At 38.9% G+C, this 20,613-nt stretch carries 18 protein-coding genes; 12 read left to right on the top strand and 6 right to left on the bottom strand.

Going from position 1 to position 20,613, the window contains the following annotated elements; translation table 11 throughout:
* Nucleotides 1-30: 30 nt before the first annotated feature.
* The 5 genes from NWP25_RS01800 to NWP25_RS01780 form a co-directional block, all read right to left on the bottom strand.
* Nucleotides 31-2,589: a P-loop NTPase family protein gene (locus NWP25_RS01800; protein WP_280652276.1), complete on the bottom strand. Its 2,559-nt coding sequence runs from the start codon at nucleotides 2,587-2,589 to the stop codon at nucleotides 31-33.
* A gap of 1,247 nt (nucleotides 2,590-3,836) precedes the next feature.
* On the bottom strand, nucleotides 3,837-5,180 hold the full coding sequence (locus NWP25_RS01795; protein ID WP_280656488.1) for a DUF2254 domain-containing protein: 1,344 nt from the start codon (nucleotides 5,178-5,180) through the stop codon (nucleotides 3,837-3,839).
* Nucleotides 5,177-6,184, bottom strand: a complete 1,008-nt coding sequence (locus NWP25_RS01790; protein ID WP_280651845.1) for a mechanosensitive ion channel family protein — start codon at nucleotides 6,182-6,184, stop codon at nucleotides 5,177-5,179. The genes NWP25_RS01795 and NWP25_RS01790 overlap by 4 nt, the downstream gene beginning before the upstream one ends.
* Before the next feature lie 271 nt (nucleotides 6,185-6,455).
* Entirely contained in the window at nucleotides 6,456-7,925 is a 1,470-nt protein-coding gene (locus NWP25_RS01785; RefSeq protein WP_280651844.1) for a TIGR03985 family CRISPR-associated protein, read from the bottom strand.
* Between the two features lie 124 nt (nucleotides 7,926-8,049).
* Complete coding sequence (locus NWP25_RS01780) at nucleotides 8,050-8,214, bottom strand: hypothetical protein (protein WP_280698774.1); 165 nt, start codon at nucleotides 8,212-8,214, stop codon at nucleotides 8,050-8,052.
* A gap of 118 nt (nucleotides 8,215-8,332) precedes the next feature.
* On the opposite strand from NWP25_RS01780, the gene csx18 reads away from it, so the two are divergent.
* The 12 genes from csx18 (at nucleotide 8,333) to NWP25_RS01720 (ending at nucleotide 19,743) form a co-directional block, all read left to right on the top strand.
* On the top strand, nucleotides 8,333-8,638 hold the full coding sequence (gene csx18, locus NWP25_RS01775; protein WP_280651843.1) for a CRISPR-associated protein Csx18: 306 nt from the start codon (nucleotides 8,333-8,335) through the stop codon (nucleotides 8,636-8,638).
* A complete protein-coding gene (gene crn3, locus NWP25_RS01770; protein ID WP_280651842.1) occupies nucleotides 8,638-9,561 on the top strand; it encodes a CRISPR-associated ring nuclease Crn3/Csx3 in 924 nt (307 codons plus the stop codon). The genes csx18 and crn3 overlap by 1 nt, the downstream gene beginning before the upstream one ends.
* Before the next feature lie 138 nt (nucleotides 9,562-9,699).
* Nucleotides 9,700-12,030, top strand: coding sequence for a type III-B CRISPR-associated protein Cas10/Cmr2 (gene cas10, locus NWP25_RS01765; RefSeq protein ID WP_280698772.1), 2,331 nt, complete (start codon nucleotides 9,700-9,702; stop codon nucleotides 12,028-12,030).
* Complete coding sequence (locus NWP25_RS01760; RefSeq protein WP_280651840.1) at nucleotides 12,027-12,746, top strand: RAMP superfamily CRISPR-associated protein; 720 nt, start codon at nucleotides 12,027-12,029, stop codon at nucleotides 12,744-12,746. The genes cas10 and NWP25_RS01760 overlap by 4 nt, the downstream gene beginning before the upstream one ends.
* Nucleotides 12,733-14,013 carry a type III-D CRISPR-associated RAMP protein Csx10 gene (gene csx10, locus NWP25_RS01755; protein WP_280698770.1) on the top strand — a complete coding sequence of 427 codons (1,281 nt, stop codon included), beginning with the start codon at nucleotides 12,733-12,735 and terminating at the stop codon, nucleotides 14,011-14,013. Before NWP25_RS01760 ends, csx10 begins: the two co-directional genes overlap by 14 nt.
* Nucleotides 14,010-14,420, top strand: a complete 411-nt coding sequence (locus tag NWP25_RS01750) for a hypothetical protein (RefSeq protein WP_280698768.1) — start codon at nucleotides 14,010-14,012, stop codon at nucleotides 14,418-14,420. The genes csx10 and NWP25_RS01750 overlap by 4 nt, the downstream gene beginning before the upstream one ends.
* A 52-nt stretch (nucleotides 14,421-14,472) precedes the next feature.
* Nucleotides 14,473-15,588, top strand: coding sequence for a putative CRISPR-associated protein (locus NWP25_RS01745; RefSeq protein WP_280698766.1), 1,116 nt, complete (start codon nucleotides 14,473-14,475; stop codon nucleotides 15,586-15,588).
* A gap of 7 nt (nucleotides 15,589-15,595) precedes the next feature.
* Entirely contained in the window at nucleotides 15,596-16,513 is a 918-nt protein-coding gene (csx7, locus tag NWP25_RS01740) for a type III CRISPR-associated RAMP protein Csx7 (protein WP_280698764.1), read from the top strand.
* 44 nt (nucleotides 16,514-16,557) lie between these two features.
* Entirely contained in the window at nucleotides 16,558-17,499 is a 942-nt protein-coding gene (locus NWP25_RS01735) for an RAMP superfamily CRISPR-associated protein (RefSeq protein ID WP_280698763.1), read from the top strand.
* A 37-nt stretch (nucleotides 17,500-17,536) separates the two neighbouring features.
* The gene (locus NWP25_RS01730) at nucleotides 17,537-17,977 is read left to right on the top strand and encodes a hypothetical protein (protein ID WP_280656480.1); all 441 of its coding nucleotides are present in this window, start codon (nucleotides 17,537-17,539) and stop codon (nucleotides 17,975-17,977) included.
* 66 nt (nucleotides 17,978-18,043) lie between these two features.
* Nucleotides 18,044-19,096, top strand: coding sequence for an RAMP superfamily CRISPR-associated protein (locus NWP25_RS01725; protein ID WP_280698761.1), 1,053 nt, complete (start codon nucleotides 18,044-18,046; stop codon nucleotides 19,094-19,096).
* 2 nt (nucleotides 19,097-19,098) lie between these two features.
* A complete protein-coding gene (locus NWP25_RS01720; protein ID WP_280656478.1) occupies nucleotides 19,099-19,743 on the top strand; it encodes a hypothetical protein in 645 nt (214 codons plus the stop codon).
* A 457-nt stretch (nucleotides 19,744-20,200) separates the two neighbouring features.
* Here the strand turns inward: NWP25_RS01720 and NWP25_RS01715 are convergent, their stop codons facing one another.
* Complete coding sequence (locus tag NWP25_RS01715) at nucleotides 20,201-20,611, bottom strand: type II toxin-antitoxin system VapC family toxin (protein ID WP_280651831.1); 411 nt, start codon at nucleotides 20,609-20,611, stop codon at nucleotides 20,201-20,203.
* Nucleotides 20,612-20,613 lie beyond the last annotated feature (2 nt).

The following is a 20,613-nucleotide window of genomic DNA, read 5'->3' as shown; positions in this document are numbered from 1 at the left end:
AACTTCCTGTACAAGAAAGCAGGGAATTTTTTAAGCTGTAAAATTCCCCTCTGCATAGGAAGTTGTGGCAACATTTGAGAGAATTTGTAACCAAGTAGGAATGGGAACTTTAGCTGAAGAATCTCCAGCCGCAAGATGTCTGAGTAAAGCTTCTTTTTTAGAAAGATTTTGCAGAGTTGGAATAATTTGATCTAAAATACCTTCTAATTCAGCATTTACCTGCTGATTAATTTCGCTAACATATTGCACCAGATGAAGACTAGTACAAGCAGTTATTTCATCGCGCAATCGCAATACAAAAAGTTGATGATTACCTGTTTTTGGTAAATCTTGACTTTTTTCAGGTGACCAATCAAAGATTTGACCAATATTGTGTTTTTCGTCTTTACGCGCTAAGGGAAACATATTTTCTGGTGAAATGGATTGTTCTTTGCTGTTAATTTCTAAGATAATTGCTTCTTTCCATTTATTAGGATCACATCCTAGTAGCAATTTGTAAAAGATATCAGCTTCTTCTACACCAAACTTCGTTTCGATTTCTTGTTCCATTGCTGGATGTAGATTTGCCTGTAAGTAATCACGTTCTGGGGCTATGTGATGGCACAATTGACTTAATAAATCTGCCACTGCTTGATGAATGCGATCGCGGGCAAAATTTTCTAATTCCTTGACAGTTTTGGCAAAAGCTGGATAAAAATCTTCGCTCTTGGTTGGTAGGGTGCTGTTAACTCTATTTCCTCTGTCAAATAATTTACCGGCTGCACCTTTAAATTCTGCAATAGTGATATTACCATTGTTGGCTTTGTTAAATAGTAAAGTCCACTCATTCCAATTGAGGATTTTAAATGTGAGTTCGTCTTTGACTACATCGCTAACTACATATCCGCGGCGATCTTTGAGTGGTTCTTTGCCTAAACTTTTTTGAAAATTGCGATAGGTTTTATCTAAATTCTCTATAGCAGCCCGCAACTCAATTAAATTCTGAGGCTCTGCGGTGGGAATACCTTGGTCATGAATTTCAGAAATAATGTTTTTGAGGTGTTGTTGATGTTGAAGTAAATTATCGACGGATCTGCCAGTGTCTTGATACAGTTGTGTGAGTCCATGACTGATAACATGATTTTGAATTAATTCCCGCAGTTTGGCAATGCCACCGTCTTGAGCAAAGTAACTGAGTTGTCTGCCTAAATGACTACGGGGATCTGATTCCAGCAGACGTGTGCTTAATAGTTGCCACTTTTGTTGCAACCGCCTAGACCGTTCTAGGTAATCAGGATAATCTAGGTTGGCTAAAAATTCTGGTGAACCTGCTTTGAAGCTACTAGAACGTTTTGCTAACTCAGCCAGCCCTAGTAGTGGGGATAATAAAACAATCCGCTCTGGTTGGGTTGTGAATGCACTAGCAGCATCAATTGTAGTTTGTAAAACTTTTAATTTGCGGAAAACTTCATCTTCGTCTAAAGGTGGAATAGTGGCGATTAATTGATCAAGTTCTCTTTCACAACCTTCACTATCTAAAGGTAGCTGATCAAAACGACCCACCCCTACTAAAATTAAATCTTTTAGGTCTTGTCCTGGGCGCTGCTGCTGCATCATTGTGAAAATTTTATTGGCGCGGTCGCTACCAGGAGTTTTACCATTTAACAATATTAAAATTGTCTGTACTTCTGCCAATTCCCGCAGTGATAAAAAGGTATCCCTAGCACCGGAATTACTGGCTCCTAATCCTGGAAAATCCAAAAGAATAAATTCTGAAGCTCCGGTAAAATCCCAAATTTCTCGTGATATTTTTACTTGAATATCAACACGACGAATCAGGGGGAAAGTGTTTTGCAATAGCTTAGTAGGTAGCCTCTGGGGTGGACTAGGTAATCGAATATGAGATGGAGGTAAATCCTCAAACCGGAGAGTTTGGATAGCCATGGGCTGTTCAGCGAGCTGTAGCCCCTCACGGGCGGTAACGCCATCAATTTGGTAGCTTCCACCACACATTGCTTCCCCATAGGCTTGATAAGCGCGAATAAATAAGACTAACTCTCGTAGTAAATAACGTAATTCCAAGTTTTTAGTATTATTCCATGTGTCCTCACACCAATTAATAATATCTTTAATATCTTTGCCAGTGTTTAATGTTGACGGAGGTATAGATGGAAGTCCAGCGGCCTTACTTTGCCGATTTGCTTCCTGCAACATGAATTGTAGACAGTCATTGACTCCTTGATGAGAAAGATACTCTACCGTAAAATTATTTGCCTGAGTTGTCACAAAACCTGGCTGTGGGACAATATGAATAGCTGTGACATTACCTGTAGTTGGGTTCTCACTAATTGGCAAGGCATCAGCATATCCAATTAAGCTTCCTAAAAGTAAAGTTTTTCCGCTACTAAATTCTCCCATCACCCCAATTTTGACTGGAGATGTGGCAAGTTCTACAGTTTTCTCAGCAGCTTCCCGGATGCGAACTAAACAATCATCCAAGCTAGTGGGTATCCAATCTTCTTGTTTAGAGGGGTACTGGGGTACTGAGTCTAGTTTTTCAAGTATAAATTCACCGTATTTTTTGAAACGATCTAATTGTTCTAATTCCATAAAAATTCTTTTCCTTGAGCATGAATTTCTGTGAGTCTTATAACATAAAAAAAATCTAAATAGCAGATGTTGGTACAAATTGTTTTTATCACATTTTGCATCAGCACTAGACTATTTATTACTGTGGATAGATTTAACTATACTGATTTATACAATTCTTAACCGGATGGTGACAAATAAAAATTTAAAAATTAAAGATAAAGATTATTGGTTTTGAGTATCATTTATTTCTTTGTTTTTATTGAAAAACTCCGTGAATTTCATATGGTGATACTTTATCATGCTGAAGTTGATCGGGGAAGTTGAAAAATCAATTATCTAAAAATGTAGGGTGGGTTAGGAATATAGTAGTGTCATGTCCGCATGAATACTGAAAATAAAATATACTTTATATTTTTATAACTTGATTTAAATGGAGTGAAGCCGAACAAATCCATTGGAATGTGGTTTTGGATCCATAGATTTGCTTATAAATAAATTATTTAAGGTTTCTGAATATAGGTAGAAGATACACCCTTAAGCCGCAAGTAACGCTCTTTGTTTTTGTGTTTTATAATATAAGGTCATGACGAAATTAATTTCATCTTTCTTTCGGCTCATGTTAGTATATTAATTTTTGCGCTAACAGCTTTAATTTTGATTAGCATTGATTGAGTTGAATTTGTATATTAATAACTGGCTATTTTGTGAAAATTTAAATTTATTTACTTGCCAAATTTGAGGCATGCATTGATGAGAAATATGGTTATGTGACATTTGATGTTGTTTGTTAGGCAAATGAGAGAAAAAAAGTAAAATCCAAGGTATTTCCAGTCCTGGAAATACCTCAGATTTCCAACCTGACCACACTTATAGTTTTAATAGAAAATTTGGGAAAATTCTCAATTTCAATGGACATAAATATGTGAATTGTGTCTAAAAAATTTTGGTGGTTATGACTATATTTATGCTATGTCAATGTCAATTTGAATGTAGATGTATTGAAGAAAATTTTAAGATTGCTGCCCAGAGAAAATAGCTTTATTTTTTATAAAGTTATCATCTGTTAGATAGATAATTAAAGAGATATAATTTAATGATTTATGTCTAAAGTTGTGGTTTTTATAGCTTGATTTTCTCTTGGGAATAGAGAAAAATATAAAAACATCATGATACAACATGATTGTAGCCAAAAAAAGTGACAGAAAGCCTAGTTAATGCCCGCGCCTGTGGGCATTTTTCATTGATAAAAGCATCCTACTAGTTTTTCATGACTGCAAAATTTCCATATCCTGGTTTTGATCTAAGACTTGAATAATGTTGTTATATTTGTTTTGGATATCTTGGCGGTCTTGTGATTGTGGTAAACTTTTATAGCTACTTTGAATAATCATGTCGGCATGATGCTTGAGAATTTGTTGATATTGGGCATTGTGGGTGTATGTGGCGATTAAGGCGATAGCTTCTAACAAATGAATGGTGATGGCTGAATCAGAGCTGCTGTCTTGGCGAATTTGGTTAAAAGCTTGATGGACTATCTCTTCAAAAGTAAGTGATTTGACAATTACTCTTAATTGGTTGTCATGGTCGTAGCGGTAGGATGAGGGAAACTGTTTTTGTACTAGATGACACAGTGCGGCGGTCAGTCGGTCAATACATTGAATGACTGTGAAGGGATCGTTGATACCAGGAGAAATAGCACGTAGGGCAATTTCCACTAACTGTTGCAGAGGAAATTCCATATCTTGTTGTTCAGTGCGTTCTTTTCCTAAAAGAAATGTTTTTTGCAGTCGGTGGTTAAGTTGGCGATTTAATCCTTCGCCGGGCCAAATTGTTGCTAGTTGACTACCTTTGACAATAAATTTTCCTGGTCGAGATTTGAGGTGGATGAGGAGATTATGTTTATGGGCAAGCTCTAGCAATTTTTTATGATTAATTGCTTGTAAATAACCATGACGATGAGCTTTAATTGGGTAAGCTTGGAGATGAAAATCTGATGGAATGTCTGCTGGTGCTAGTTGACTTGCTGGTGGATTAATACCGATTTTTTCGGGAAATAGTCGGTCAATAGCTTTGTCTAAATCTTTGCCAACACTGTCAATGACGTGTGATGCCTGTATGATGGTTGAGGCGTGATGAATAAAGTAAATTAGTACGGCAATGCTGAGAATTGCTAGGACGAGACCAACTGTGACTGAAAGATGGGGAATAAAGAGGTTGTAGCCTATTCCATAAATAGTACGCAGTACTAGCAAGGAATAAATAAAGGTGGCAATGAATGTTCCCAGGACAATTTGATTACCTGTGTCTCGCATAAAGTTACGCAGCAGTCTTGGCCCGAAATTGGCAGAAGCGAGTTGCAGTGCAACTATTGTAATGGAAAAGGCTGTAGCAGCAACACTCACCATTGAACTGGCGATAGCAGAAAGTACTTCTCTTGCGCCATCGGGTCCGCCTGTGTAAGTCCAACTCCAATTATCAAAAGCAATTGTGCGGTCAAGATTCAACATGACAAATGCTAAAATGACCGCACTGAGGGCTAGGATTCCTGGTAGGAACCAATAACTCGTTTGAAGTGCATCCCACACCTTGGATAATTTGACATTATTCATGATTTATGTCCACTGCTATGGGTATCTACCTTGCTATTGCGGTGTTGCAATTGTGCTAATGGTTGGAGTGAATCGGCAATGCTACGTGGTTGAGGGACTGGTTTGTTACCAGCTGGCCAACCTTCACGCTGACTTGAGCGATCGCCGTCTGTTGCTTCGGTTTGGTCGTGGAATAAAATTTGTCTGGTGGGATATGGTAAATCGATGCCGTTTTCTACATAAAGTTTTTGCTTGATTGCAGAGATGACTTTATCCCGTGTGTCTAAAGCATCTGATCTTCGCGGTGGTTTAATCCACCATCTGGCCCTGATGTTAACACTATTTTCGGCAAGTTCCATTACCAGTACGTCGGGAGGGGGGTGTTTTAAGACGGTATCCACACTATCAATGGCTTGGAGCATTAATTGTTTTGTCCAATTTAGGTCATCGCCGTAGCCAACGGCGACATCGTACTCTAGGCGACGATTGTCGAAGGCTGTATTGACTGTGACTGAATTGGTGAATAGTTCGGAGTTGGGAATGACGATGCGGCGACCGTCGTAAGTTTTGATGGTTGTGGCTCTTGTTTGAATATTTTCTACAGTACCTTCAAAGTTCTTAAAAACAATTTGGTCGTTGATGTGGAAAGGCTCTGTTAGTAGAATTAGGATTCCGGCTAAAAAGTTTTGTAGAATATCGCGAAAAGCAAAACCGACTGCTACTCCACTAATTCCCAGCAATTGGACTAAATCCGATGCTCTGAGTGAGGGAAAGACTATTGTGAGAGATATAAATAAACCTACTAAAACGGTGGTACCTTGTGCTAACCTTCCCAGTACCATTCCTAAATTGCGGGCATAGGTGCGGTGTCTGGTTAAGCGTCTTACTACTCTCTTGATTGATCTACCGAAAATAACAAAGATTGTAAAAACAATTAATCCTAGGGCAATGTTGGGTAGCAGAAGAATGAAGTCGTTAAACATTTTCTGCATTCTGTCCAATAGTGCCGATATCTCTGCATTCATTGAGGTTCCTCACTCATTAGTCGTTGCTGATGATAGCTAAAGCTGAGGGAATTAAATACCTACTCAGGTCTGGATATTGTTGTGCTGGAGGATAGATTTGGTAAGGGGTATTTTTTCATAAGAGGCATAACTTCCTTGTCTACAATACCTCCTTGTCTTCCAAGTCTAGCCCTGACGACAATGTAAAAAACCTACCCTTCTGAGGTGGTTAGGAATAGCAGTGGCCAGGGGTTAAAACCCCTGTGTGAAAGGTAAAGTCGGTTCTAAAGGGCTATAACGGGGTTTTGTGATTTTCTGATGGTTGATAGTTAGATAATTCTTGTATTGCTTCTTGTTTGAGTTGCTCACGAATTGATAATGGGGCGATGAGTTCTCCGTTGGGTCGCCAGTCTCGCAGACGCATTAAAACGTTAATGTCACCAGTGCGTATCCAGCCTATGTAGTAAGCATCACTGGGGGCTTTATTTTGCAATATATCCAAGACTTTTCGCTGTTCGCTGTTGGGCATATTTTTTCGGATTTGTTGGGGTAATTGTGTGTAGGGAATGGCTTTAAAGGTGGGATGGCGAAATGTATTGTCTACATACCTTTTAGCGAAGGCGGGGGGAAAGCGGAGGATGAGAAATTCTCGTTTGAAGTAAAAGTTGAAGCCCCAAGCGGCGTTTAATTCTGTTTGAATTTCAGTTGGTGTGGGGAGGTTGCCTTTTTGCCACATTTGTTTGAGTTCTTTGGGAACATCGGCATCTATCCAAGGAAGGATGTGGAGGTTTTCTGAGGCGATGCGGTCTAGGCGATAGTTGTGCCAAGCTAATTCGCCTTGGGGGTCTATACCATAGGCACTGAGGTATTTGGCACGGCGGAGGTAATGTAGGCAAACGGGATAAACTGTGACTTGGACTTTTACTTCTGTTTTTACCCAGTATTCAAATTGTACTACGCCGCCGGGACTTTTTCGCCACAGTTGTTCTATTTGTTCTTGGTAGTTATCTACTTGGTCTTGGGCTTCTTTGGAGAGGATATAGTCGAGGTGGAGAAATATTCGCTGTTGCGGTTGTTGATGGATTGATAAAGAGGAGTTGTGGGAGAGTTGTTGCCAGAGGTTGTCGAGTATAAGGTTTAAGTTGGGTTGGAGAAAGGCTACTGATTCTAAGACGTGTAGTATTTCCCAGGTTTGGGGTATGGAAAGTTGGGTAAAGTTGGGTTGGGCTGTGGTGATTTCTGGAAGTGTGGGTAGTTGGGATGGGGGTAGACATTGGTATTCTCCTTTACTGATTTTTCGCAGCCATTTGAGATGAGTTAGCTGTTTGAGGTCGTCTCTGATGGAGCGGTGTACTGTGGCAAAGGGTCGTTGTTGTAGTTGTTGCTGTAGGTGTTGGGGGCTGAGTCCGGTGATTTGTAATATTTCTGGTTGCCATTGGGTTTCGGATATGTGCAATCCTGATGTCTGAAGAATTTCTACACAGGTACGATGGCAAATGCAAGAAAAGTCTCTACATTTGGCGGTGATTTCTTGGCTGTCGATTTTTTCGCTGTTGGGGTGTGTTTGGGCAAAGAGGCGATCGCGCAGTTGGGAATAGGTAAAATGCTTGGGAAGAGAATGAGCCCATTGTGTTTCGATGCCATAAAGTTGATTTAATATCCACCAGTGTCTAATGGCGCGGTGTAAGCGGTTGGCAAGTTGTCCGGCTGCTAACCAATGTAGGGTTTGGGGTGTTGGGGAACGAATGGCCTGGGGCATCATGGATGTGGCGGATACTGGGTTTCTGGTGTTGGTCTAGTGGATTATAGATTATCACAATCAATAAACCCTACCCCGCTAGGGAGGAGGAGACATAATTTTGGGATTTTTCCTGTTTGATCATGACTCAGGATTCATTGTGGTAGCCAATGACTGTTTCTGCCTGTTTATAAAGATACTGTGGCGATGGTGTGAAATTTAGTTGATGAAAAATTGCGGTTATGGGGTTATGGAAATAAAGTTCTATACCGAGTCTGAGTAAATAAGGGTTTTTCTGTTGTCGGTATTTCATTGGTCTGGTGTAGGTTTTTGAGTGGGGTATTGGTTATTTTATTTTCCTTGATGCTGGAATACCCTTCTTCCATACGGGTGTAATAATGAATTCGTCCAAAAAAAGCAGATTTTCTTTTATGTCTTTATTGGTAGTACAAAGGCTGCTGATGTACCGCAATGGCATAGTCGCAATGATTGGTGCAGGGATTACCTGCATGATTCTGATTATTGCTCCCCTGGGATTGTTTGCTGTGATTATTTGTACTTTAGGGGTGTTTATTAGCAGTTTAGCCGTTGGGTTGGTGTGGGATGGCTTTGTATTCGGTTTGTTAGGTGAGAATTACCCTGATGGGATGTCAGCGCGTCAGGAGCGGAAGCACATCGATGCTGCATCTTTAAATGATTTAGATTTGCCAACGTTACAACAAAGGAGGCAACGCTAATGGCGGAACGGGCATTGAGTTTACAATTAAGTGAACCTCTGATTTGGCATGGGTGGAAATACCAATTTTTGTTGATTTCGTTGACGAAAAGCGATCGCGTGATCAAACCAACAGATTTGAGAAATTTAGAATTTCCATCTGGTATTGATATTAGCGGTGGTGTGGTGATTTCTGGACGTGCTCCTATTTGGTTGTATGCTTATCTGACCCACGAACTACATCCCAATGCTTGGGTAGCTTGTTATGATCCTCGCTTATCTGGTGCTGTGGTTGTGGCTACTCACGCTCATTTCTTTCGCATTGGTGATGTAATTCCTATAGAACCTCCCAATGGTCGCCAGAGGGAATTATGTCCGGCCCTAATGGTTGTGGGTCCACCGGATAGCGGTAAAAGTGTACTTTCTCATGCTTTGTTTCAGGCTTTGTTACCAGAAAATCCTGATATATATTTGCAACGCGCTCACTGGGATGGTGAGGGTAACTATCTTTTAGAACTAGATGCAGATACGAGTGAAAAAGAGATTGAAGCTTTTAAGCACCGCGATCGCGGTGTTTTAACTGAAGAATTTTTTCTTTACCATTCTCAAGGTATCCTGAAATTACGACGACAAAAGTCTCTGGTGATTGTGGATGTAGGGGGAATGGTACAGCCAGAAAAGTTACCAATTTTAGAAGCTTGTAGCCATTATTTAATTATTAGTTCCAAGGCGGAAGCTATTGACAGTTGGCATGAATTTTGTGGCGATCGCGGTAATTTAAAACCTATTGCGGTGATTAATAGTGTTCTGAGTACGACGGAAATAATTCATCAGCAGCAACCTTATTTAGAGATGACGGTGGGCCCGTGGATACGTGGTAAAGCTCCAACTGTACCTCAAGTTTTGTTAAGACGGGTGAGAGGATTAATCTCTCCTATTCAGTAAATATTTTGGGTAAATTGCTGTATTTTTTACTATTATCTATTATCTATAGTATTTTGCAGCAAATAATGATTAGTTTAGATGGTTGTTTGTGAAGAATTATTTAAATAATTTAAAAACCTAGGCCAGAAGTTACTTGATATGAAGAACAGTACTTGGATGACAACGGCGATGGCTTGGTGTTTAGCCTGGGGTAATGAGAAAACACCTCAATTTGATTTGGCAGTTTTACGCCAAATGCAAGAGGCTTTAAATCAAGGTCAAGAGGTACCAGGAGAAGTAAAGGAATTAGTTAGACAGGTACAAGAGTTAGAAGGTTTACTATTTCCGCAAAAAGTTGAAGAACTGAAGCAGTTAACAGAGAAATTTCCCCAACTGTGGAACTCTAAAATCGGTTTAGTTTATGGTGGTGCAACGAAGATTAAACAATATGTGTTTGAGGCTTCTAAGCTTCCAGATATCCGGGGTGCTTCGGCTTTATTGGACAGAATTAATTTAATTGATTTACCTGCATTTTTTGGGGGTGAAAATCATCCAGACTATGAGCAGTGTCAACGGGCTCAAGATTACTGTCAAGAGGTTAGAGAAAATTGGTTAAATCAACCAGACAATTTTCCTCAGCTTTCTGAGGCGCTTATTCCAGAGTTAATTATTTATTCTACAGGTGGAAACATTTTAGCATTTTGTCCTCCTGGTTTTGTGGATGATTTAGCCAATGCTATTGAAAAACGTTATACTCAGGAAACTCTAACGGCTAATTCTTGTGCAGTTGGTGGTAAATTTAAGTTATTAGAAATCCCATTTGGGTTGCTACCAAATACTATCACTAAGGACACATTTTGGATGGAAAAATGTGTGGCTGAATGGGATAAAAACCCACTCATCAAAGCTTACTTTGAGCAGCCTAATATGTCACCAAAGGAAGCTTTTCAGGAGCGTAAAACATTTAATGAGTTGGCTGGTAAACTAGCATCTTTATTTAATCAACGGCGTAATGGTAATAGTTTAGTGGGCAAAAATAGACCTTTGCGCTGTTATCCGCCAATGTTTGAAACTCATCCTTATGTAGTAAGAGATGAAAATGATCGCCGATCCGCAGTTATCAAAGCCGAACAACTTCCTAATGAACCTTGGTTTTCTGAGAGTTTGGCTCGTAAGCGTCTTGTTGGACAAATAGCTAAAAAAGATTACAGTTCTACAACCTGGTATGAAAAAGCTGGTTTTGGTTGGAAACCAGGAAAAGCAATTGAAACTTGGGTAAATAAATTTGAGTTTTTTTTGTATCATACGCCACATAAGTATTATGGTAAGATTCCCTCAGAAAAGATTCATCCTGCTCAAGTGAAAGAAGCTATTTCTGTCAGAGAAATTGGTGATGCTAGTATCGTTCCTGGGTTCGTGGCTTATATTTATGCAGATGGTAATAATATGGGTGGCTACATCCAAAAAGAAATTAAAAATCCCAAAGATTACCAAAATTTTAGTCGGGATATTGTGGAGGCTACAGAAAAATCAGTTTATGCGGCTTTAACAAAGCATCTCGCACCCCATAAGTTAAATCCAAATTTGCAAGCTGAAAGAAATAGTGATAAGGAAGTTTGGATTCATCCTTTTGAAATTTTAACTATTGGTGGGGATGATGTGATGTTGATTGTTCCCGCAGATAAAGCATTGGCTATTGCTCAAACCATTGGCGAAGAGTTTGAGAAAATTCTGTTAAGTAAAGGAAAAAGATACAGAACCGATGGGAAGTATAATCCAAAAGCAGTACACAGGTATCAAGTTGAAAAGGAAGTTAGTGGAGAAAATAAATGTGAATTTCCATGTAAATTAAGTATGTCTACCGGGGTATTGATTACGGCTGATGATACACCCATATATTATGCAGAAAGGCTGACGGGACAGCTGTTAAAATCTGCGAAAAAACAAGCGAAGGAATTGAAAAAGAAAGATTACTATGGTGGAACGGTAGATTTTTTAGTGATGAAATCTGTAACTATGATTTCTTCTAATATTAATGACTTTCGTTCTGAGGGATTAACCAAGTTTAGTAGCAAACGGCAAAAACTTAAATTGTATGCAGCACCCTATACTTTATATGAACTGGGGGGACTGTTGAAAACGGCTGAAGCTTTAAAAAACTCAGAATTTCCGCGATCGCAACTTTACCAAATCCGCAGTTTACTAGAACAGGGTAAACAGACAGCTATACTCAATTATCGTTATTTACGAGTGCGATTAAGTGATAAAAAAGCTCAAGACTTGCTGAAGATTGAGTTTGAAGATGCTTGGTGTCAACCTAAAGATCCATCTAATAATGGTAATCTTGCGCCTTGGATGTCTTTAAAGGAAGGGGATAAAGTTACCTATGAAACTATCTGGCGAGAATTGGTAGATTTATATCCTTTTATTACTAAACAGCAGGATGATTCCGCGCTGACAACATCACAGCCACAAACATTACAATCATGATAGATTTACGGATACCCCCAAATAAGGTTAAAACCATTGACCTAACAGCCATTATTGATAGTGCTTTGTGTGTCGGTGCTGGCGGTTCTGATGGTTCTCTTGCAGATAAACCGATAATCCGCAACGCCCAAGGACAATTGATTATCCCTGGTTCTCAAGTTAAAGGTAAACTGCGCCATGAGTGCGAAAAACTGGCTAGGGGGTTGGGATGGCAAATTTTTGAGTCACCAAAAGCTGAAGTGCTTTGTCCCAGTGAAGAACAAGTCAGTGGCCAATTTCGATGTGAGTATCAAGTAAAAGGCTACAAAGGCTATCACTGTTTAATTTCTCAAATCTTCGGTAATCCCATACTTCCGTCGCGAATTGTGGTGGATGATTTGATTTGTCAGCTATCACGGGAGGATTTACCAGAAGTTATCCGTCCCGGTGTGACGATAAATCGCCGTCGTCGGATTGCAGAAGAGAAAAAACTTTATTTTCTGGAAACTTCCCCACCCCATAATCAATTGGAATTTAGGGGAGAAATTCATTTATTACCAGATTGTCCAAAATACGCCGAAGCTTTGATTTTAGCAGGTTTGCGTCATATTCATGCTTTGGGTGGAAGTAAATCGGCTGGGTTGGGTTGGCTGAGTTGGAAAAGTTTATCAACTTTATCAAAAGATGATCAAGGCTGGGAAATGTTGTTACCCAAGGTGAAATATGAAGCAAATTAAATTAGAGATTACAGCTTTATCTCCTTTAGCCATGGCTAGTCAAAAATCCGGTTCTGTTAGTGAGGCTGAGGATTATATTCCTGGTTCTGTGATTCGAGGGGCGATGGCGTCTCAAATATTGCGAATATATGGGATTACAGAGGAAAATTTAGCACCAGATGGTGGGGATTTTCAGGCATTATTTTTAAATGATGAACCTGCGATTTTTCATAATGCTTATCCTGCTGTACCTAAAAGTACTGATGATGTGATGGTTTTACCAGCTACAGCAGTTAGTTCTAAAACAAGTCCAGGCTTTAAACCTAAGGGTAACGGAGTTTTTGATACTTTAATTGACCGTTTTTGTGCAGATGCATACAATTATCTCTTTGACCCTAGCGATCCAAAATCTTTAGCGGAAAAGACAGATACACGAGTTGAACCTTTTGGCGGTTTCTATAGTTGTCACAATGGTGAATATCGCAGTCATTCCGTTAGCCAAAGATTTTTAACAAGAGTAGGTATTAACCGTCAACGTGCTACCTCTCAGGATGGTATACTTTACAGTATTGAAGTTTTAAATGAATTTGTCAAAAGTGGGGAAGATAAAAATTGGCAGCCTGTAGTTTACAGCAGTGTAATTTTAGTTGAGGATGGAAAATTAGCTGAATCTCTGACACATTTTATTAATGAAAATCCGAGGATTTTTCGTTTGGGTGGTGGAAGTTCTAGGGGTTTGGGGAAAGTTCACACCCAAGCCACAATTGCGGATGCTACAACGGATGTTAAAAGTCCAATTAAAGCATTTAATGAGAAACTGAAGTCACGTTGGGAACTTTGGTCAGTTTTTGGAGAACCACAGAAAAACCTGTTGGAAAACCGTACCTATTTTACCCTAGACCTCCAAGCTGATGCTATTCTCTCGGAAAATTGGCAACGAACTACAGTCATTTCACCATCAATGTTATGTGAATTTGTCAATTTGGAAGATGAATTTGCACAACTTCCCAATGACACAGCCAAAAAAGATTTTCTCAAATTGGAAGTAGCCTATAGCAGTTACAACTATCGTTCTGGGTGGAATTCAGCTTGGGGATTGATGAAGGATATAGAATTAGTTACTAACCGAGGTGCAGTATATTTATTTAGTACAAATAAACCAGATATATGGATAGATAAGTTAAACAAATTAGAACTGAAAGGAGTGGGCGATCGCACTGCTGAAGGTTTTGGTCAAGTACAGATTTGTAATGAGTTTCATAATGTATTTAGGGAGAATGCAAAATGAGTGACTTTCCGCAACAGCACCAACAACTAAAAATCCAAAAACGTATTCTTCAGTGTGAGGATGATTTAGTTATCTGGATTCAAGATGCTTTAGATAAAACTAATTACGGTGATTTAGAAGAATCTCAATTTCGTAACTTGTTACGTGTAGCTGATACTACTGATAGTGCAGAGGTCATTAAAAATTTTATCCGCTATCAAGTAGGAAGGGATAAAAAATGGGGAAGAGGTAAAGACTCTCTTGCTGAGAAGATTATTTTACATATTGATAATGATATCAAAAAAGCTTCTCAAAAAATTGCTGGCGATTATCAAGCAGAGTATAAGCCGATTTGGTTGGAATTAATTCGCCGCTATTTAGGTTATGGCGCACGTCATTTGAAATATAAACGCGAAGGTGCAGCATAAATAAAAAGTCTTTGACTATACAAAAGAAAATTTTTTTATCAGGGATAAAAGCATGAGAAACACACTTATTTGTACAGTTGGTACAAGTCTTTTCAATAATCTTAACAATGCAGACCAAGCAATTAAGCAAGTATTTCAAGAGAAAAACTGGAATCAACTGTCCCTGTTATTGCTAGGGCAAAAAAATTCAGATCGTATCTGTGGCGCTGAAATTAACTCAATTACGAGCATTTGTCATAAAAATTTGCTCACATCGAAAATCAGATTAATTTTCCTAGTTTCAGATACAGAAGATGGTAAAAATATTGGCAATCTGCTTAAATTGTATTACCAAAATAAAAGTAATCCTTTGCATTTTGAAAAAGTAGATGTGCGTGTACTAGAAGGATTACGTGATAATGATGTTAAGGCGTTTAAGCAGCAAGGTCTCAAAAATCTTGTACGGGAAATTAGTACGGAGGTAAGAAAATTTAGTTCGGAAGCAATTGCTATTAATGCAACTGGTGGCTACAAAGCACAGATATCATTTGCAGGTATGATTGGACAAGCATTAGAAATCCCAGTTTACTACTTGTTTGAAAAGTTTTCTGAAGTTATTGAACTTCCGCCACAACCTGTTGCTTTAGACTTGGCTTTTTGGCTAAATAACTATGTGTTATTTGCACAACTTGAAGATGAGGATATTATAGAAAAATCAAAATTTGAAGGATATTTAGAAAATCAATATTTAAGTTCCATAATTGATGAGGTACCTGAAGGCGAAACAATTTTGGTGAGTCTTTCTGCAATGGGAGTTTTATTTAATGAACGTTCTAGATTGCAATTTGCTAAACAAGAAACTAGCATTCTGTCTTTAGTCCCTCAAGATGATACTGACCCTGAACGTAAACCCATAAGTTTGAGAGATGACCACGGAAAAGATATTCTTCATAAATTTGCCAAAAAAATTTGTCGTTCTCCGTATGTGAAAAAAGTAGTCAATTCTCTACCATTTAATCCCCGGCGTACTAATCCCATTCTTAATACTACTAAGGATGGACTTGTGGAATTTGTTTTAACTTGGACAGATAAAGGATTTGGTTTATGTATTGAAACAACAGGACGAAACTTAGCAGAAACAAATAGTATAGCTTTGCATTTAAAAGAAAAATTTGCTGAAAATAATTAAATCAATTATGTTTGACACATTCAAAAACCGCCTAGAAATCACAGGTGTACTCACCACAGTTACAGCCTTACGCATCAGCAACGGACGTTCCACAGAACCGATAGGCTCGGATTTACCTGTGATGAAAGATGCTTTAGGACAACCATTAATACCGGGATCTAGCTTTAAAGGTGCATTGCGATCGCGTCTCGAAAGCTTCCTCAGAGGTATAGATTCCAGTTTGGCTGCAAATCCAGCCATTGAGGCGGAATGGTCAATTACAAATGCACGTCTTAATGGTGAAGATGGTATTAAAAAAGAACTGGAAAAAGAACTAGAGAAATATCCAGAGAATGAACGTAGTAAAAGAAGAGATACACTACTAACTGAAAAGATTATCAATGAAAGCGACTTAATTTCTCTTCTGTTTGGTTCACCTTGGATAGCTAGTAAATTTCAAGTGCGGGACTTAACGGTATTACCTGACACTTGGTTTGGACAGTACCAAGAAAGAGACGGTGTGGCCATTGACAGAGACACGGAAACAGCCGCAGATGGTAAATTGTATGACTTTCAAGTAGTTCCGGCTGGGACAGGGTTTGAATTTAAGGCGGTGGTAGAAAACGCTGAGGAATGGGAATTGGGTTTGTTGATGATTGGGTTACATCAATTTGAGATAGAACAGATACCACTGGGAGGTGGGCGATCGCGTGGGTTGGGTGTTGTTAAGCTAGGTATAGGTAATATGCGTTGGATTGATGTCAGTAACAATCCAGAGAAATTACTGACATATCTACAAGAATTAGTCAGTAGCAATCCTGGTGATGACATACCCAGCTATGAAGATGCTCAACAATTTAAGCAGGATTGGACTGAGGCTTTGATTAATCATTTAAGAAACAATATAAATCAGATTTCCACCGCCGAGGTAACGCCAAATTCTTGATAATTCCATGTGACTTTCAATATTTATCTGAATACCATTTAGCCATGCACAAAAGATTTGTTAACCACTGCACTATCGATTTAACCATTATACCTGATGGCCCCATGCTGATTAAATCCGGTAAAGAAGGAGCGGACCCCACAAAGCCAGATATGGAGTTTGTGGAAACCTACCACCCTGGGGGACGTTCTATATATTTACCAGGAAGCAGCTTAAAGGGTGCGATTCGCGCTCATGGGGAACGGATAGTGAGGACTGTGGGTAAAGAGAGCAGAACTAACTCGAGTTTACCTTGGGCTAATGACCCATTAAATGATAAATATGAATATCTGAAGGATAAATCAACCAGCGATATTTATAAACTTTCGTCTTTCACAGACCAAATTTTTGGTAATACTTCTATCGCTAGCAGATTGAGAATAGAAGATGCTTATCCTGATAAATCCGTACCATTAAAACTTGAAGAAAGAAACGGGGTAGCTATTGATAGAGTCTTTGGTTCAGTAGCAGTTGGTCCTTTTAATTATCAAGTCTGTACATCCGGTGAATTTCACACCAAAATACATTTAAAAAACTTTACTTTGGGACAGTTGGGTTTAATTGGGTTGGTATTGCGTGACTTGAATGATGGTTGGTTTGGTTTAGGTTTCGCTAAATCTCGCGGTTTGGGTACTGTACAGGTGAAATTAAATCAAGCTGTGGTGCAATATCCTGGTTGCATTTTGTCGGAAGATAAACAAATTCTGGCTTTAGGTCGTCAAAAGCAATGGCCTCACACTTACCTCTTAGGTGCTGGAGAGTTTTTAGAATCACAAGAAGCACAGTTATATGGTTTCCCCTTGTCAGACCATCAAGATACACCTGTTGCTGCTCAAGAAATGGATTTAGGTTTTGGTGTAGCACTGACTTGGCGAGAAGGTACTGTTCATGATTTATTTGAGCGCGGTGTCAGGTGTTGGAGTCAATTATTGGGTGTAAATAAGTAATTCGTAATTCGTAATTCAGAGGTTTAAACTACGTGGTATGACTTTTGTTGGTGTTAAAAAATATTTATCAGTTACGGATTTGCTAAGTTTAATCAAGAAATTCGCAATTGAACCTAGCTACTATTTTTTGCGTTGGACTCATGAAGTTAGTAAACATTGGGAAGAACGACCTGAAGAAAAACATTTCCCTATGCTGGAGGGACAGATGTTTAATAAACAATGTGAATTGAGATGGAAGCACAAACCGAAGAATGGTTATGAAGTTCTACTTTTGAGTATTGGCGGGGAAGAACCAGATTTTATTAAAATAGGTGAAAGTTGGCAGATACAAGAAAGAGAAGCTCATTTAATTTCTCCGGAAAATAAACGTTTTCCCAAAAGTCTACCTCCCCCAAAAGAAGATATGGCCCAACGATATTTTGTTGATGAAAAAACTGCAACAGTACACTTTGTTGCTCTGACAATTAACCGAAAATAAGCAGTCTAGCTCTCAACCTCTGGGTCTGATGGGCTTCTAGGTGATATAAATCTACATTCAATTAACATGACAAGAACTCCTACCCCACCACCAAGAAAACCAGTTTCTAGAGATTCATCTAACTCGGAACTGACACCAAAACCTTACAAACTCATCTCTTTCCCCAAAGAACGTCCCACTTTGCGGCGTCCAGTTGGTCATCATAAATATCTGAGTGATAGCCTCCATGGTACTTTATATCTCACTCTGACAGTGCAAACATCCCTGCACATCTCTACTGGTGTAGTTGCTTTGGGTAGCGATATTAATAGCAAAGTTTCTCTGGTGAAAACAATGGTGCAGGGTGTTGACCAAAAACTGTCAATTCAAGGAAGTTCCTTGAAAGGCTGCATCCGGTGTATATATGAAGGGATTACTAATAGTACCTTGGCAATTGTGACTAAGAAATATAAAGATAACAATAAAATTACCCAGGAACGCCTACCTTGTGGGAATAAAGAAAAACTTTGTCCAGCTAGTCGGGTTTTTGGGGCGTTAGATTGGCAAGGTTTACTTGATTTCAATGATGCGACCTGTACAGGTATGGATTTTTCCACAGGTTTTATGCCTTCTTTATATCGTCCCAGTCCCGATAAAAATCCGGCGTATTTTATCAACGGTCAAGTGGCAGGACGTAAGTTTTATTATAATACTAACAAGGCCATTGATAAAGGTCAAAATTCTGGAATTGCCGTACAGCAAGCCGGTAGAGAATACAGTTTTATCACGGAATTACACTTTAAGAATTTATTATCTGAAGAATTAGGGACTTTGTTGATTGCTTTAGGACAAGACCCTAAGTATCCCATGGCTTTAAAAGTAGGTGGCGGTAAACCTATTGGCATGGGAACGATGACTGTTAGTATAGATAAAATTACACAATTCCAAGATTTAAAAAGACGTTATTCATCCTATGAACTTAGTTCCTCTGATGAATTAATGGGGGATAATTTAGCTAAGTTTAAACAGAAACATATTCAAGCTGCTCACTCAGGTCTAATTGAGAAAACGCAATTAGAAGAACTCGCTGCTATTTTACGTTACCCTAGCGATCGCCAACCACCAACAGGAATGTATTAATTATGACTATAGCTGATTTAACCTCTGGATCTTTAACAGATAAACAGTGGGAAATTGCCCATGCCATCGCTCAAACCTTGGTAAAAGAAAATACAGATATTAACGAATTAGGAAAAGTGATGGCTTATTTGCGTAGTATTGTTGATGAAACAAATGCTAGTGCAAAGTTGTTTACCTACCTGAAAACCCTTGTCAGAAATGGCAACCAAATTGGACATAGTGGTAAAACTCTGGAATATTACCGCAGTATAGAAACAACTTGTAGTGATTATCTCAAAAGGGTTACTGATGCCACAATTATACTGCAAATATTGGGCTGGGTATGTCGGCTGATGCGTTACTACAAAGACGCTGGTGTACCCATTGGGGAAATTCCTCCGCCTACAGCACTTCCTGTGGAGTCAGCACGTCAGCAAGAAATTGCTAAGGTGGTTGAATCTCAGGATTTCCAGGTAGACCAGATATTAGAGGCGACAGTGACTAAAATCAGTGGAAATAAAGTAACTTACCAGATTTTGGGAACTATTAAGTTAACTGAGAAGGAACCGAGGAAAGCCAGTTTGTTGAAGGAAGGGGAAAGGGTGAAGGTAAAAATCGTGGACTTTAAGGAAGATAGAAGTATAAAAAAAATAAAATTAGTTGAGTAAATTAGATGGTTTTTGGAAGTTTTTCTTGATTTCAGCTTTATAATAGGTAATAGGTCAAATCATGGATGTGCCTTAGAATTAAAAAATTTTCAAACACTCTCTAAATCACTTTATAATCCCTACAAGCTAGGGCGAGGTTTTTTGCCTGTGATTTGTGCTTGAAAAACTGAATGAAATCTAACACTTGTTGCTGTTTATCTGGTGGTAGTTACCATAGGTTTTGTATAACTGCTTGTTCAATGATCATGATTTAACTCACTTGTAATGCTATCCATAGCATAGCGATGTTCCAGTGTTGTGAAGGAATAAGCGATCGCTTTTTGTCGAGGGTTGTGTGGGGTGTTACTTAATTGTCAATGCTGTTGGTATATCTGACAATTGGGTTGTTTCTAGGGTGCTGGGATGGTGACTATATAGGGTGCGATCGCAAAGCCTAGGTGTACAATACTACTTTTTTTCAGTTAGTGTTAAGCCAGGTTTCAACTTTCAAATTAGGGATACGGAAAAATTCCCGGACGTTGTTTGTAACTACTGTTAGATTTAGAGTTATGGCATGGGCAGCCATTAATAAGTCATTCCCACCGATGGGTGTTCCTTGTCGTTCTAAATAAGTACGGATTTCTGCGTAATATTCTTCGACGGGATGGGTAAGGGGTAGTATTTCTATGCTATCCAAAATTACTTCTAGTTTTTCTATCAGTTTGGGGGAATTTTTCTTTCGCGCTCCAAATCTTGACTCACAAGCTACAATAATACTTGTACAAATTTTATCTTCTCCTATTTGTTGAATTTGGGAAAATATTACCCCTCTAGGATTTTTGATAAGTTCAGAAATAATGTTTGTATCTAATAAGTATAAGTAAGTCACTT

This window comes from Umezakia ovalisporum Ak1311, assembly GCF_029891685.1.
GTDB lineage: Bacteria > Cyanobacteriota > Cyanobacteriia > Cyanobacteriales > Nostocaceae > Umezakia > Umezakia ovalisporum.
The sequence above is the reverse complement of the archived record's forward strand: the minus strand, read 5'-3'. Positions and strand labels throughout refer to the sequence as shown.